The 15,464-nt window shown below is 38.7% G+C and carries 18 protein-coding genes; 13 read left to right on the top strand and 5 right to left on the bottom strand.

Annotated elements, in window-relative coordinates; all coding sequences use genetic code 11:
- Positions 1 to 223 (bottom strand): D-aminoacyl-tRNA deacylase (locus AC1DPQ_RS03255; RefSeq protein WP_477607907.1); only part of this gene is annotated, 223 nt, incomplete at its 3' end.
- Positions 224 to 304: 81 nt separating this feature from the next.
- On the opposite strand from AC1DPQ_RS03255, the gene AC1DPQ_RS03250 reads away from it, so the two are divergent.
- Positions 305 to 1,279, top strand: a complete 975-nt coding sequence (locus tag AC1DPQ_RS03250; protein ID WP_477578198.1) for a hypothetical protein — start codon at positions 305 to 307, stop codon at positions 1,277 to 1,279.
- Positions 1,245 to 3,698, top strand: a complete 2,454-nt coding sequence (locus tag AC1DPQ_RS03245) for a hypothetical protein (RefSeq protein ID WP_477578200.1) — start codon at positions 1,245 to 1,247, stop codon at positions 3,696 to 3,698. Before AC1DPQ_RS03250 ends, AC1DPQ_RS03245 begins: the two co-directional genes overlap by 35 nt.
- Before the next feature lie 250 nt (positions 3,699 to 3,948).
- On the opposite strand, the gene AC1DPQ_RS03240 is transcribed toward AC1DPQ_RS03245, so the two are convergent.
- Positions 3,949 to 4,995, bottom strand: coding sequence for a 3-oxoacyl-ACP synthase III family protein (locus AC1DPQ_RS03240; RefSeq protein ID WP_477578202.1), 1,047 nt, complete (start codon positions 4,993 to 4,995; stop codon positions 3,949 to 3,951).
- 155 nt (positions 4,996 to 5,150) lie between these two features.
- Here AC1DPQ_RS03240 and AC1DPQ_RS03235 point away from each other — a divergent pair, with 155 nt between their 5' ends.
- On the top strand, positions 5,151 to 5,432 hold the full coding sequence (locus AC1DPQ_RS03235) for an ATP-dependent Clp protease adaptor ClpS (protein ID WP_029274160.1): 282 nt from the start codon (positions 5,151 to 5,153) through the stop codon (positions 5,430 to 5,432).
- Positions 5,433 to 5,545: 113 nt separating this feature from the next.
- On the opposite strand, the gene AC1DPQ_RS03230 is transcribed toward AC1DPQ_RS03235, so the two are convergent.
- The 3 genes from AC1DPQ_RS03230 to rsmA all read right to left on the bottom strand — a co-directional run bounded on the left by AC1DPQ_RS03230 (position 5,546) and on the right by rsmA (position 7,454).
- Positions 5,546 to 6,145: a thioredoxin family protein gene (locus tag AC1DPQ_RS03230; protein WP_477578205.1), complete on the bottom strand. Its 600-nt coding sequence runs from the start codon at positions 6,143 to 6,145 to the stop codon at positions 5,546 to 5,548.
- A gap of 110 nt (positions 6,146 to 6,255) precedes the next feature.
- A complete protein-coding gene (locus tag AC1DPQ_RS03225) occupies positions 6,256 to 6,528 on the bottom strand; it encodes a hypothetical protein (RefSeq protein ID WP_477578207.1) in 273 nt (90 codons plus the stop codon).
- A 140-nt stretch (positions 6,529 to 6,668) separates the two neighbouring features.
- Positions 6,669 to 7,454, bottom strand: a complete 786-nt coding sequence (gene rsmA, locus AC1DPQ_RS03220) for a 16S rRNA (adenine(1518)-N(6)/adenine(1519)-N(6))-dimethyltransferase RsmA (protein WP_477578209.1) — start codon at positions 7,452 to 7,454, stop codon at positions 6,669 to 6,671.
- A 173-nt stretch (positions 7,455 to 7,627) separates the two neighbouring features.
- Here rsmA and pdxA point away from each other — a divergent pair, with 173 nt between their 5' ends.
- The 10 genes from pdxA to AC1DPQ_RS03170 all read left to right on the top strand — a co-directional run.
- Positions 7,628 to 8,707 carry a 4-hydroxythreonine-4-phosphate dehydrogenase PdxA gene (gene pdxA, locus AC1DPQ_RS03215; RefSeq protein WP_477607905.1) on the top strand — a complete coding sequence of 360 codons (1,080 nt, stop codon included), beginning with the start codon at positions 7,628 to 7,630 and terminating at the stop codon, positions 8,705 to 8,707.
- A gap of 241 nt (positions 8,708 to 8,948) precedes the next feature.
- Complete coding sequence (locus AC1DPQ_RS03210; RefSeq protein WP_477578213.1) at positions 8,949 to 10,130, top strand: MFS transporter; 1,182 nt, start codon at positions 8,949 to 8,951, stop codon at positions 10,128 to 10,130.
- 53 nt (positions 10,131 to 10,183) lie between these two features.
- Entirely contained in the window at positions 10,184 to 10,759 is a 576-nt protein-coding gene (locus tag AC1DPQ_RS03205; protein WP_477578215.1) for a hypothetical protein, read from the top strand.
- Between the two features lie 12 nt (positions 10,760 to 10,771).
- Positions 10,772 to 11,614 (top strand): sulfurtransferase, encoded by an 843-nt coding sequence (locus tag AC1DPQ_RS03200; RefSeq protein ID WP_477578217.1) that lies wholly within the window; start codon positions 10,772 to 10,774, stop codon positions 11,612 to 11,614.
- A gap of 243 nt (positions 11,615 to 11,857) precedes the next feature.
- A complete protein-coding gene (locus AC1DPQ_RS03195) occupies positions 11,858 to 12,388 on the top strand; it encodes a YceD family protein (RefSeq protein ID WP_477607903.1) in 531 nt (176 codons plus the stop codon).
- A gap of 15 nt (positions 12,389 to 12,403) precedes the next feature.
- Positions 12,404 to 12,595, top strand: a complete 192-nt coding sequence (gene rpmF, locus AC1DPQ_RS03190; protein WP_025143959.1) for a 50S ribosomal protein L32 — start codon at positions 12,404 to 12,406, stop codon at positions 12,593 to 12,595.
- Positions 12,596 to 12,696: 101 nt separating this feature from the next.
- Positions 12,697 to 13,635: a phosphate acyltransferase PlsX gene (gene plsX, locus AC1DPQ_RS03185; RefSeq protein WP_029274150.1), complete on the top strand. Its 939-nt coding sequence runs from the start codon at positions 12,697 to 12,699 to the stop codon at positions 13,633 to 13,635.
- An 18-nt stretch (positions 13,636 to 13,653) separates the two neighbouring features.
- A complete protein-coding gene (locus AC1DPQ_RS03180) occupies positions 13,654 to 14,652 on the top strand; it encodes a beta-ketoacyl-ACP synthase III (RefSeq protein WP_029274149.1) in 999 nt (332 codons plus the stop codon).
- 161 nt (positions 14,653 to 14,813) lie between these two features.
- On the top strand, positions 14,814 to 15,290 hold the full coding sequence (accB, locus tag AC1DPQ_RS03175) for an acetyl-CoA carboxylase biotin carboxyl carrier protein (protein ID WP_477578221.1): 477 nt from the start codon (positions 14,814 to 14,816) through the stop codon (positions 15,288 to 15,290).
- Between the two features lie 106 nt (positions 15,291 to 15,396).
- On the top strand, positions 15,397 to 15,464 hold a 68-nt coding region (locus tag AC1DPQ_RS03170; RefSeq protein ID WP_477607909.1), incomplete at its 3' end, for a biotin carboxylase N-terminal domain-containing protein.

Raw genomic sequence — 15,464 nt, 5'->3', positions numbered from 1 at the left:
ATAAAATATCTCCGCTCACATCGGCAAGTGCTTTATTCATCATTCCGTTTTCATCTCCAAAAACACGCATACCGATAATTTTCTGTGCTAACCAATCCAAATCCTCTAAAGCATCGGCATCTTCTATGCCTAACAACACTAAAAATCCGGTATCAATCGCTCCCGTAACCTCACCATCAACTGTGCAACTTGCCTGTGTAACTCTTTGTAAAACTGCTCGCATTTTATACTACTTTTGCTCAATAAAATTGATATGCGCAAGATAAGTATTTTAGTGATTTCTGTGTTTCTCTTCCTTGGGTGTATGCAAAAATCAATTGTTCACCCTACTTTTTATTATTGGAAAACGGATTATCAGAACAAAAAGGAAGAAACCAGTTATCTTGATCAATTTAAATCTAAATCTTTGTACATGCGGATTATGGATGTAGATTTTAATCCAGATCTGCAGCTACCTGTACCTATTTCGCCGATTAAATTTTCAGATCCCCTACCTAAACAGATCGACATTATCCCCGTTGTGTTTATCGTTAACGAGGTTTTTAACAAGATTGACACCATGCAAACAGCGGTTATGGCAGATCGCATTGTTAAATTTGTAGCCGCAAAGGTAAAACAGGCAGGAAAGCAAAATTATATGGAATTACAGATTGATTGTGATTGGACCAAAGGCACCAGAAACAGGTATTTTAAATTTCTCGAACAATTAAAGGCGAATCCGCTTTTAAAGGGAAAAACCATTTCGGTAACCTTGCGGTTGCATCAGGTTAAAAACATCGTATCAAGCGGCGTACCTCCTGTAGAAAAGGCCATTTTAATGTGTTATAATATGGGTAACCTGCGTAAATATGGTGAACAAAATTCCATACTGGATCAGCACGAAATGGATCTCTACTTAAAAGATTTCCTGGAACAATATCCCTTACCACTTGATGTGGCCTTACCCATTTTCGAATGGGCAGTGGTATTCAGGAACGGGCAATATGCGGGTATCTCCAAACGAATAGGCAAAACCCAGATCGGGGATAAAAAACTTTTTAAACAGAGGGGAAATTCGATTCTTTATGATCTTTTGGTTGATTATTCTGCAGCTGGGTTAAAAAAAGGAGATGTGGTAAGGTGGGAACAGATTTCCACTGAAGATTTACTTTCGACCTCTAAATTTTTATCCCGATATTTAAGCCCTAGAGACCGGAACCTCGTTTTTTACCATTTAGACACCGACCTTTTAAAACATTTTACTAATGAAGACGTTCAAAAAGTTATCGCTAATTTTTAGTGTATTCCTGATTACTTTTTTCGGCGAAATTGCCGTAAATCTTGCCTGTGGCGGTGAGATAGATCCTTACGATTATTACATTTCTTATTTCCACAACAACATAGAAGGGGATGAATATTCTCCGTTCGCCTACAACCAGATGGTATACCTCAACAGCGAAACGGATATAGAAAGCGAGCCAGATATCAATAGTCGTGAATGGGCAAAATACCTCAATGTTAAAAAAGAAGATGTGCTAAAAGTAATGTACAAAACAGATAGTGCAACTGACATAAAACTCGTTAATTTTGATGGTAACGCATCACAATTACCCGATAGCTTACAACAGAATAGTTTTATCAAGGCGTTAAGCAAACGCAAAGAATCACTAAAGTATTATCAATTCGCCAAAAGCTGTGAACCTTTGGCCAATGTGGATTTTAGTCTTTGGGATCCTAATCCCCGTGATACGACTGCCATGGGTTCAAAAGCCCAAGAAGGTCTAAAATTAACAGAAGCAGAGAAAGACGATTTTCTTAAACTGCGTTACGCTTACCAAGCTGAACGGATGTTTCATTTTGCAGGATTGCACGCCGAAAGCAAATCGACCTACGAAAAGTATATCAAAACCAGTAAGGTAAACAGTGCGGTTAAGGGCTGGGCATTAGCACTCTATGCCGGATCGACCCGTAGGTTGGGAAATCCTGAAGAATCTGCCTTTTTATTCTCGAAGGTTTTTGCAAGCAACCCAGAGCGAAGAGTACAGGCATATAAAAATTATTATTACACCAGCTCGCCAGTTAACGGGGCGCTAAAATATGCCAAAACCAATAACGAGAAAGCCAATATCTGGGCGATAAACGGGTTTGGAGATGCTGATTCGGGTATAGAAAGTCTGAATAAAGTTTATCAGTACGAACCAAAAAGCCAGCTTAACGGCACGCTGCTGGTACGTGAAGTAAATAAATTAGAGCAAGATCTTATCGAGGCGAACGATATTGCCAAAATTGGCTATAATTATTATTTTTCGGATAATGGCAATTCTAAATATAAAGACAGTCTAAAAGCCGTCAATCTTAAACAACTGAATGAAATCAGGAATTTTGCGGTAAAACTGGCAACCGAAAAAAAATATCCGCAGCCTGAGCTAGGCACTTTAACCGCAGCTTATTTATCGTGGATGGAGAACAAAGATTTTCTGGCGACAAATTACCTTGCAATCCTAAAACCAGATAAACTACCAGAAAGATTACGCGACCAATACCGCATTACCGATTTATTGATCAAGGCGAAAAACATCAAAAAAGGAAACCCTTTTAATGAGAACGATTTATTACCGACCTTAAAATGGCTTGACGAAAAACGTTTTGCAGAGAACAGCGAGCAACCAAAAGGACCATATTATTATGATACAGATCGTGCCAGCAAACGCTTTAGCAGAACGACCAGAAATTTTTATCAGCAAATATTGGCTCCAGCTTATTTGAGTATGGGCGATACTGCGAAAGCGGCATTAGCAATGGTTAAAGGCGACCTGGAATACAAAACGTTAAAAGAGAATTCACTTTTCCAGAACATGAGTTATCAAAGTATTGCTTTTTGGCAGAAAAACTTAAGTCCGAAAAGCATGCAGGGCTTAGCTGTTTATAAAACCAGGGCAACAGGCAATGATGTTACCGCTTTGTTGGCTTCGGCTTTAAACCAGCTCAAAAACGATGATTTTTATGAACTTTTTGGCACAACTTATTTACGCACACATCAATATGATAAGGCCGTTCAAATGTTTGCAAAGGTTTCGCCAGGTTACAAATATTTTAACCCCGATAACTGGTACGCTGATGAAGCCAACGCTAAACTTTATGCTAATCCTTTCATCGAAACGATAAACGATTATCCAAAAAAATATGTAACAGCGAAAACATCAATTACCAAAAAAGCTTTTGCAGCTGAAATGCTCCGCTTGCAGAAATTAACCATCAGTGATAAAAAGAATGCTGCGCTTTACTATTATAAAATGGCCAATGCAGTTTACCAAACCGGCTACTACGGCAACAGCTGGTTTTTAATCAGTTACGACTGGTCATCATACGACAACAGCAACCCAGCAAAATATGTATACGATGGCGATTATAAAAAAGCGCAAACGGCAAAAGCCTGGTATTTAAAAGCCAGAGCATTAAGTACCAATGCTGATTTTAAAGCAAAATGTACATTTATGTTGGCTAAATGTTTACAGAAACAGATCATCATGAATGCAAACCCGTTATCATTTTATTATTATGATAAAAAGGATGTGAAATGGAGAAACTTCATCAAGGCAAATTACAACAACCCTTATCTTAAAGAATTAAGGTTTAGCTATGGCAAAACGCCTTTTTATGCTGTTGCGGCGGGCGAGTGTAGTTATTTAGGAGATTTTATTAAGCCAAAAACGCAATAAGCACGTTTGACCATTAAGAAGTTAAGGTAGTTAGGAACCATGCGATAAAACCTTAATGCCCTTAACTCCTTAATGGTATAAAACAGTGAAACTTTGCAGTACAACACTTATCTATTTTAACAGATTTAGCTTCGCTGAGCCTTCGGGTTCTCCACTTCGTTGCACTTCGCTCGAAATGACGAATCTATATTAATGAGAAAACAGTCTATTTTATATTAATTTGCTTGGTTATTTTAACTAAACCCTAAACCTACCACCTAATCAACGCGCTGGCCCAGGTAAAACCCGATCCGAATGCGGCAAGGCAAACCAGATCGCCACCTTTAATTTTGCCTGCTTCCCAAGCTTCGCACAAGGCAATAGGAACAGAAGCTGCTGTAGTATTGCCATATTTCTGGATGTTATTAAAAACCTGATCATCATTTAAACCCAACAACTGCTGCACATACTGGCTAATACGCAGATTTGCCTGATGTGGCACCAACATATCAATATCTTTCTCTGTTAAATTATTTGCAGCCAAAGCCTCTTTAATTACTTCAGGAAATTTTACCACCGCTTTTTTGAAAACCGATGGCCCATCCATATAAGGTAAAGCGGCACCGCTATCCAAAATTTCCTGCGTCATAAATAAGCCACCAAGCTCCTGTTCAGGATAGGCAGGTTTATCTTTCAACCATTTATTGGCATGAGAACCTGGATAATACATGGCCAGGATTTCGGCATCGGCACCATCGCTATGCAAATGTGTACTTAAAATCCCTTTTCCGGGTTCATCTGTAGGCTGTAATACAACAGCGCCAGCACCATCGCCAAAAATCACCGATACATTACGGCTACGGGTTTCGAAATCCATCGCGAACGAATGTTTCTCGCTTCCCACTACCAGCACATTTTTATACATACCTGTTTTCACAAACTGATCGGCCACAGAAAGTGCATAAACAAAGCCCGAACATTGGTTGCGGATATCTAAAGCACCAATTTCGCCCATGCCCATTTCGCGTTGCAGTAGTACGCCACAACCCGGGAAATAATAATCGGGGCTTAAGGTGGCAAAAACGATAAAATCGACATCCTTAACGGTAATACCAGCCCTTTCGATCGCGATTTTGGCTGCCTCAATACCCATTGTGGTAGTGGTTTCCTCGTTACGATCGGCAAAACGGCGCTCTTTAATACCGGTACGTTCCTGGATCCACGCATCGTTGGTATCCATAAAACGGCTTAAATCATCGTTGGTATATACATTTTTCGGAACGTAGTAACCTATTCCGGCTATTTTAGACTGGTGCATACTCGTGTTATTATAATTTGGTTAAACAAAGTTAGTTAATTAAAAAAGATATGAGAGCTGCGATTTGAGACGTGAGATTTCATCGCAATATCCTAAAATCTAATATCTCAGGTCTAATAGCTCAAATCTTCTAAATTATTGTTTATTTTTGCGCCATGTCTACAGAAACCAAAGAAGAGACCTTTACGCTCGAAGAAATTTTAACTTCCCTAAAAACCGTACATCGCCTTATTTTGTGGAATGATGATATCAATACTTTCGATCATGTGATTTACTGCATGATGAAATATCTAGATTATAACGAATCGCAGGCTGAGAAAATTGCCTGGAAAGTGCATAATGATGGAAAATGCCCAGTTTTGGAAGGATCATTTACCGAGATGGAAGTTTACCGCAAAATTTTACAGCAAGAGGGATTAACTGTTTCTGTTGATTAAATTTACGAAGTAAGATTTTTTCTACGAATCGTCATGCTGAACTTGTTTCAGCATCTTTAGATAGACCCTGAAACAAGTTCAGGGTGACGACCGCCTAAAATGAAATTATAAGATTATAACTTTAGCCCCTTCAAAAGTTCATTTAATCCGGCTTGTGTCGTCTGCGTTTTATCTTTAGCGTACCAGCCGTGAAGTTTTTCTGCCAAAATTGGCATTTCAGTGCTTTCTTTTCTCCACTCTTTTAAAAGCTCCTGCAAAATTTGTGGCCTTGGCCCCCAGGTTCCTAAAACTTGGTCTGCTGATTCATTTAACACAATTAAAACCGGAATAGCTCTTCCACCATTGGTTAAATGCGCATCAATTAACGGGAGGTTTTTATCGCGTAAAACAAATTTCAGATCAATTTTACCTAATGATGCAGTTGCGATTTTATTGAACACCGGAACAATCTGGGCAGCATCGCCACACCAGCCTTCGGTAATCACTAAAAATTTATAATTTTCTTTAAGATGATCAATGGTTGAAGTCAACTCATCGGTTAAGCTAACTGTTTTATCCACACGACTCATCCTTTGCACATTCATTTTAGTATAGTGCAAATCGTAAGTTACATCACCGGTAGCCTTTCCCTCTAACAGAAGTTGATCAATCAATGCACGATAGGTTAAATAGTCAATGCCTTGTTCCTCAAAAATTTCGCGATAATTTATCATAAGATTTCCTTAAAAATACAGCGCAAAGGAAAGGAGAAATTAGATAAGAATGATCATTACTTTGCAATTTGATGTAACAACATGTAGTAGAAAAATCAGATTTTTAGTGCTTATTTAATGTCACTTACCTCATTAATAACTTTTGACTTATGATTATATATCCGAACTGTAGGCTCAATCTCTTTCCTGGAAACATTTAATATCTCAATATCAACTTTAGGATCTACCGCTATCGAAATCTTATTATTGACTATTACCTGATCTTTCTGATTTGCCCTTTTGAGTATTAAAGTATCTTTTGAAGTATTCTGGATATCCATATCAAATGCAGATCTGTCCTCCAGATATATTGATAGTTTTGTGCTTGGAGCTAAAGGTTTCATGATGTATAACGACTTGGGGTCCATATGTAACACTGAACAACCAACCATTATTATAGATAATAAAAGGATACTAAAAGAGATAGYGATTTGATTTTTCATATCATTCTTTAATTTATTCAAGATAGACGAAAAATTAAGGCTTAAGGTTGCATCAACTTAGTCACATGCTGTGTTAAGGCCACGAAATCAGCCACGGTTAACTGCTCGGCACGTTTCTCGAAGTAGATATGGTCGTCCATTTTATCTTTAGGCATCACCGCCGAAACAGCATTACGTAAAGTTTTTCTCCGCTGGTTAAAACCTGCCTTAACCACCCGCCAGAATAATTTTTCATCGCAGTCTAAGGTCTCCACTTCATTTCTGGTTAAACGGATTACTGCCGAGTGTACTTTTGGCGGTGGATTAAATGTACCCGGCTTAACCGTAAATAGGTATTCGATTTTATAATAGGCCTGAAGAAATACGCTCAGAATTCCATAATCCTTACTTCCAGCAGGTGAAGCACAACGTTGGGCAACTTCTTTCTGAAACATCCCAACCATTTCTACAACCTTGTTGCGGTTATCTAAAATCTTAAATAAAATCTGTGATGAGATATTGTATGGAAAATTACCAATAATGGCAAACTGACCTGGAAAAATAGCATCGAAATCGAGTTTCAAAAAATCGCCATTAATCAACCGATCGCCAAGCTGAGGATATTTTTCATTTAAAAAGTGGAAAGATTCGGTATCAATATCAATAAGATAAGTTTCTAAGTCTTTACGCTGCAGCAAAAAATCAGATAAGATTCCCATCCCTGGCCCTACCTCTAAAACCTGATTGTATTTATCGGTGTTTACCAATGCCTCTACAATGCGGTTGGCAATGCCTTTATCGGTTAAAAAATGTTGGCCTAAATGTTTTTTCGCTTTTACTAAACTCATACCTTAAAATTAATCGAATATTTTAACCACAAAGAGGTGCTAAGATTCGRCGCTATGGACGCAAAGATAGGCTTATTATTTCTTTGCGAATCAATCTCTGTTCTTTGAGGTTTCATTTTTTTTAAAGTCTTTAAACGAAAATCAGTAATTTGCGCTAAAATTTTCCAGTAATTATGAGCGATAAACTTAAAATTGGCATCAGTATAGGCGACGTAAACGGCATAGGTTTAGAGGTAATCATTAAAACATTATCCAATCCTGCCATTTTAAATTATTGTACACCGATTGTTTATGGCCATACCAAGGTTTCATCTTTTCATAGAAAAGCAAATAACCTGGGCGATTTCAGTTTTAACGTAGTTAGCCATGCCAACCAGGCACAGCCAAAAAAAGCAAACATGATTAATTGCTGGGAAGAGGATGTGAAAATCGAATTGGGACAGGTAACGCCAACAGGTGGAAAATATGCACTTTTATCACTTGAGCGCGCAACAGCCGATCTGGTAAACGGCGATATCGATGCACTGGTTACCGCTCCGATCAATAAACATAACATTCAATCAGAAACTTTTGCTTTTCCGGGCCATACCGAATACCTGCAGGAAAAAAGTGGTAGTAAAGATGTGCTGATGTTTTTGATCAGCGAAAATTTACGTGTGGGTGTAGTTACTGGCCACATTCCGGTGAAAGATGTTCCAACCTCGATTACAAAAGAGAAAATTATCAGTAAATTAAAGCTGATTAACGAAAGCCTTAAAAAAGATTTTTGGATCGAAAAACCAAAAATTGCCGTTTTAGGCTTAAACCCACATGCGAGCGATAATGGTTTATTGGGTACCGAAGAGGCTGAAATTATTACACCGGCCATTCAGGAAGCCTACGATAAAGGTATTGTTTGTTTTGGGCCATACCCTGCTGATGGCTTTTTCGGCAATGGTAGCTACAAACAGTTTGATGCCGTTTTGGCTATGTACCATGATCAGGGCTTAATTCCTTTTAAAACATTAGCTTTCCATAATGGCGTAAATTATACCGCTGGTTTAAACTTCGTGCGCACCTCTCCCGATCATGGAACGGGCTACGATATTGCGGGTAAAGACCTGGCTGATTCTACTTCTTTCACTGAAGCATTGTTTTCGGCTATCCATATTGTAAAAAACCGTAGGGAGCAAGAAGAAATGTTGGGCAATCAGTTGCGTACAGGTGGAAAAGTGGTTGAAACGCAGTTTGACATTAAAGATGATGCTTCTTAAAAGGTAGAAAGACTAGAGCTGAAAGACCAAAGTTTATTAAACTCAGATCTACTAAGGCAGTTTAGGTGGTCAATATTTTTTTTTCGCAAAACATGGTCTTGTGTTTCATAGGTCCCGAAAGTCCTGCTATGCGTTCCAATCTTTTTGTGATTGTCATGCTGAGCTTGTCGAAGCACCATATCAAAAAGTATTTCCACTACTATCAGGTTTATTTTAGGTAAAATTGTGCATCAAATTCAAAATGAACGGCACTAAAAAACCCAATTACATTCTCCCCACAATTGTTATTGCACAGTTTCTCTGTACATCGTTGTGGTTTGCTGGCAATGCAGTATTACCAGATATTGTTAAAAGTTTTCCAACAGAAACAAACCTGCTGGCCAACCTCACCAGCATGGTACAGTTCGGTTTCATCAGCGGAACATTAGTTTTCGCTTTTTTTGCCATTTCCGATATTTTTTCACCCTCAAAAGTGTTCTTTATTTGTGGAATTGCAGCCGCTTTGTTTAATCTGGGCATTTGTTTAGAACTATCCGATGTCTGTTTATTGTTGCTTTTTCGCTTTTTAACCGGTTTTATGTTGGCTGGAATTTACCCTGTCGGCATGAAAATAGCATCTGATTACTTTAAAGACGGGCTAGGGAAATCGTTAGGTTTTTTAGTTGGTGCTCTGGTCTTTGGTACTGCCTTCCCTCATTTATTAAAAACATTTACAGCAAATTTTAATTGGCAATATGTAATCTTTGCTACTTCGGGCTTATCTCTGATTGGTGCAATTGCTATTTTATGGCTTGTGCCAAACGGTCCATTTAGAACTGCCGGGCAGAAATTCGATTTCCGCTCTTGTTTTAATGGCTTTAAAAATCCTGATTTTCGATCTGCTGCTTTCGGCTATTTCGGGCACATGTGGGAACTCTATACCTTTTGGGCTTTTTTACCCGGCATGCTGCTGCTTTACAACACTAAACATGCACCTGCAACTTTAAATATACCGCTTTTTTCGTTCTTAATTATCGCATCAGGAGGTCTGTCTTGCATGATCGGCGGTTTGCTCTCACAAAAATTTGGTGCAAAACGGATTGCCACCATTGCGCTTTCCATTTCGGGGTTATGCTGCCTGCTCTCGCCGCTTTTCCTATTCTGCGGCTCGGTATATCCTTTTCTTCTATTTTTATTTTGCTGGGGCTTGTCTGGCACGGCCGATTCACCCTTGTTTTCTTCTTTAATCGCCAAACATGCGCCCCAAAGCCTGCGGGGAACTTCGTTAACACTGGTAAACTGTATCGGCTTTGCCATTACGATTATTAGCATCCAGGTGATTAATCTTTTGGCTAAAGAAATGAATTCGCATTATCTTTATATGGCTTTAGCTGTTGGCCCAGTTTTGGGGCTATGGGCACTTATCAGCAAAAAATCGCATTAGGCCCGATTTCCAAAATCTCTTATATTGCAAAAAATTGAATCACAAAATATACCATGGGGCTCGACATTCATCTCATTACCGATAATTCAGAAGAAATATCCCGTTTGAAAAACACAGATAACCAGGTAGATTTTTTTAACCAGCATAGTTTAAGCAGAACCTTTTGCAACCTGATGTCGCGGAGGAATGTTATTGAAGAAGAAACCGAACTCGACCAGATAAGTAGGCTAACAGAAACAGATATTTCAGTTTTATATGAAATGGAGCAATACTGGAACGAAATGGAGGTTGATTTTCGTCTGTCTTTTGCAGAAACCGAAAACGATAAGAAAAAAGTTCTTGAGCAGATCGCAAATAATAGAAAAAAAATAGATGGCAATATAAATAAGGTACTGGAAACGATCGAAACCTTGATCCAAAAGCTTTCACAGCTAGGCACGCTAAATGATAAATTGGATAGCCATGAGACAGACACCCTGGATAATGATTACTATTTTACCGATTTTAATCTCGATAAAGGTGAAGGTTACATTGGCAATAATTTTGGTCAGGACCTTCGAAATTTCAGAAGATTTTTAGAATATGCAAAAGCCAATGGCGCAAATGCAATATGGTTTGATTACGGATAATAAAATTGAAATATGAATAATTTACCACCCATTATAAAACCAGCAGAATTAACCTGGTTAAACCAAGACGATGAAATCGTAATTATCGATGCCAGTGCCGGATCAAAAGCAAGATATGACGAGCAACACCTTGCTGGTGCGCTCTTTGCTGATGTAAATAACGATTTAGCCAACATTGGCGATTTTGCCATTGGCGGAAGGCATCCCTTACCAACATTCGAGCAGTTTTCTGCCGTTTTACAGCAACTTGGTATCACAAAAGATAGCCATGTGATTGTTTACGATGATAAAAACGGCGGTAACGCAGCTGCGAGGCTGTGGTGGATACTAAAAGCAATCGGTCATGAAAAAGTACAGGTAATTGATGGAGGCTTCCAGGCGGCCATTAAAGCAGGCTTCCCGACTACAGATAAAGTAGAAATCCCAAAATCTGTCGAAAAATACGAAATCACAGCATGGAACTTACCGTTATCAGATATCAATGAGGTAGAAAAAGTTGCCAAAACCGACGATTACATTGTGATTGACGTGCGCGATGCCAATCGTTTTGCAGGCCTTACTGAACCTATCGATTTAATTGCAGGGCACATCCCTGGTGCGACAAATATTCCATATACCGAAAATTTGGATGCTACGGGTGCTTTCCTGGCCCCAGAAATATTGAAAGAAAAATATGCTGAAGCTTTGGCCCACGTTAAACCCGAAAACGTAATTGTACACTGTGGCTCGGGCATTACCGCCTGCCATACGCTACTGGCTATGGATTATGCAGGTTTACCAATCCCTAAGCTTTATGTTGGTTCCTGGAGCGAATGGAGCAGGAATAATAAGGAAATGGTTTTGGCTAATCAATAATTTCGTTGGTCGAGATTTGCAATCTCGACTCAATGGACGGTGGATTTACCATCCACTTAATGAGTAAAAATTCTTTATTCTAAGTCGGGATCACAAATCCCGACTAACAAGAAACGTGTAAGGTCTTTCAGTATTTCGATTAACATTCTGAAAACCTGTTCGATTAACATCAACAATTTTTAAAAAACATTTTTAATCTAATTATTTTATCCCTACATTTGCAGGCTAAAATTTTACAGTACTTTGAACCCACTAAAACAATTTTCATTACCGTTTACCGGATTAAAATTGGGAACTCATCAGTTTGATTATGAGCTTGATGACCACTTTTTTAATGCATTTGAGTATTCGTTAATTAAAAGCGGAAAATTAAAAGTAGACCTGGAGCTTGAGAAACAAGAGACCATGTTGCTTCTAAAATTCAAAGTTATTGGTACGGTTAATTTAGATTGCGATAAATGTTTATCTGAGTTTTCATTACCGGTAAATCTATACGAAAGACAGATCGTAAAATTTGCAGAGGCCGAGATGGAAAGCGATGATGAAGAAATTATTTCGCTAAGCCGTAAAGATACCGAGATTGATATATCGGGCCCTTTATACGAAATGATTAACGTAGCCGTACCTTATATCAAAAACTGCGAGCAGGCAGGTAAAGATTGCGATCAGGAGATGATTGATCGCTTAAATCAGTTATCTATCCAAAAGCAGGCTGAAGAAAATGAACAAACAAGCGACCCACGTTGGGAAGCCCTTAATAAGTTAAAAAAATAATTAGATTATACACCAATGGCACATCCAAAACGGAAAATCTCGAAACAGAGAAAAAATAAAAGAAGAACACACTATAAAGCTGTTACTCCTTCTTTAGCAACATGCTCGGCAACAGGTGCTATTCACGTACCTCACCGTGCTTACAACGTTGATGGTAACTTATACTACAACGGCAAACTGGTTATCGAAAATACTCAGATAGGGTAATTTTCTTAAAAAATTGTTTGTGTTTTCAGCGGCTTTAGTCATACCTTAGTCAACTGAAAAATTCAGGATTACACCTGACTTAACACAAACAGATTTTTTCTATGAAAATAGGCCTCGACATAATGGGCGGAGACTATGCTCCCAAAGCAATTGTTTTGGGAGCAATAGCTGCTCATCAATCGCTTAACGCTGGAGAGCATTTAGTTCTTATTGGCGATACCGAACAGATTAAACCCATTCTTGCAGAAGAAGGTTTTAATCCAGATCATTTTGAATACGTTCATACTGATGAAGTAATTGGTATGGGCGAACATCCCACCAAAGCAATCGTTCAGAAACCAAATTCGAGCATAGCAGTTGGTTTTAACCTTTTAAAAGAAGGCAAAATCGATTCTTTCGCAAGTGCTGGTAACTCTGGAGCCATGTTGGTTGGCGCAGTTTTTAGCGTTAAAACCATTCCGGGCATTATCCGCCCTTGTTTATGTACAATTCTTCCAAAAATTAAAGGTGGTACTGGCTTGCTGTTAGATGTAGGTGCTAATGCCGACTGCAAACCCGATATTTTATTACAATTTGGTGTTTTAGGCAGCTTATATGCAGAAAATCTTTTGCAGATAAATGATCCGAAAGTTGCCCTGATAAATATTGGCGAAGAAGATGAGAAAGGAAATATGCTAAGCATGGCTACTTTCCCGTTAATGAAAGAAACCAACCTTTTCAACTTTGTTGGCAATGTGGAAGGAAGGGATTTATTTAATGATAAAGCCGATGTAATTGTGTGCGATGGTTTTACCGGAAATATAATGCTAAAATTAGCAGAATCGTTTTACGTACTTACCATCAAAAAGGGACTTAAAGATGAGTTCTTCGATCGTTTTAATTATGAACAATACGGTGGAAGTCCGGTTCTAGGCGTTAACGCTCCCGTTGTTATCGGACATGGAATTTCAAGTCCGTTAGCTGTTAAAAATATGGTTCTACAATCCAGAGAAATGATCACTACAGGATTGGTAGAAAAAATTAGAATGGCATTTAAATAATTTATTAAAATTCTTAAAATGAGTAAAATTCACGCTGCTATTACAGCAGTAAATGGTTACGTTCCCGACTATGTGCTTACAAACGCAGAGTTAGAAACCATTGTTGACACTTCGGATGAATGGATTACCAGCAGAACGGGAATTAAAGAACGTAGAATTTTAAAGGGAGAAGGTTTAGGTACTTCCGATATGGCTGTTCATGCCGTAAATGGTTTACTTAAAAAGAGGGGAATTGATGCAAAAGAAATTGAACTGATTATCTTTTGCACCACTACTCCAGATTTTACATTCCCTGCAACAGCAAACGTTTTAGCTGATAAAATAGGTGCTACAAATGCCTGGGGTTACGATTTACAGGCCGCTTGCTCTGGCTTTATTTTCGGGCTTTCTACCGGTGCATCATTTATCGAGTCAGGAAGACACAAGAAAGTTTTAGTTGTTGGCGGCGATAAAATGTCATCAATCATCAATTACGAAGACCGTACAACCTGTATCATTTTTGGTGATGGTTGCGGTTGTGCTTTATTAGAGCCAAATGAAGAAGGTTTCGGTATTCAGGATTCTATCTTGAGAACAGATGGTTCGGGAAGAGATTTCCTGGGCATGAAAGCAGGTGGTTCGGTTATGCCGGCAACACACGAAACTGTAGACGCAAGACTACATTTTGCGCACCAGGAAGGCCCAACAGTATTTAAGTTTGCCGTAACCAATATGGCCGACGTTGCTGCCGAAATTATGGAACGCAACGGCTTAACTGCTGATGATGTTGCATGGTTAGTACCTCACCAGGCCAACAAACGCATTATCGATGCCACTGCAAACCGCATGGGCGTTACCACCGATAAAGTAATGATCAACATTGAACGTTACGGAAATACAACCAACGGAACAATTCCTTTATGTTTATGGGAATGGGAAAGCAGACTGAAAAAAGGCGATAACATCGTTTTAGCTGCATTTGGTGGTGGTTTTACCTGGGGTTCGGTATACCTTAAATGGGCTTACGACACTAACTAGTCAGAAGTCTTATGGTCAATAGCTTATAGCTAATGGTTTATGGTCGATTGGCTATGAGCCATCAACTAAAAAACTATCAACCATCCTTAAAAAAATAAAACAAAAAAAGTATAACTTAGTTAATTCAATAAACACTATTTTTTACATAACTAGCCTAAAAAATGGATATCAAACAAATACAGGAACTGATTAAATTTGTTTCTCGTTCTGGAGTAAATGAAGTTGCTATTGAGCAAGAAGACTTCAAAATCACGATCAAAACAAACCAAGCACCAACAATTGTGCATGCTACCGTACCACAGGCTCCGCTTGTACAGGCTGCTGCCCCTGTTGCTACAGCTCCTACTGCTCCAAATGCAGCAACACCTGCTGTACCGGCTGCAGAAGACACTTCAAAATACATTACTATTAAATCGCCAATGATCGGTACGTTCTACCGTTCAGCTAGCCCAGACAAGCCAATGTTTGTTAATGTTGGCGACGAAATTAGCACTGGTAAAGTAGTTTGTATTATCGAGGCAATGAAACTTTTCAACGAGATTGAAAGCGAAGTTTCTGGCCGTATCGTTAAAATCTTGGTTGATAATGCATCACCGGTAGAATACGATCAACCGTTATTTTTAGTAGAACCTATTTAAAGATTGACGTCACCCTGAATTTATTTCAGGGTCTTCTTTTTAAATGGATGCTGAAATAAATTCAGCATGACGATTATTTTAAAACAGAGACGAAACGTAGAAAATTATGTTTAAAAAAATACTAATTGCCAACAGGGGTGAAATCGCTTTGCGTATTATCCGTACCTGTAAGGA

The sequence above is a fragment of the Pedobacter sp. 01T416_2 genome, from assembly GCF_056398925.1.
The sequence above is the reverse complement of the archived record's forward strand: the minus strand, read 5'-3'. Positions and strand labels throughout refer to the sequence as shown.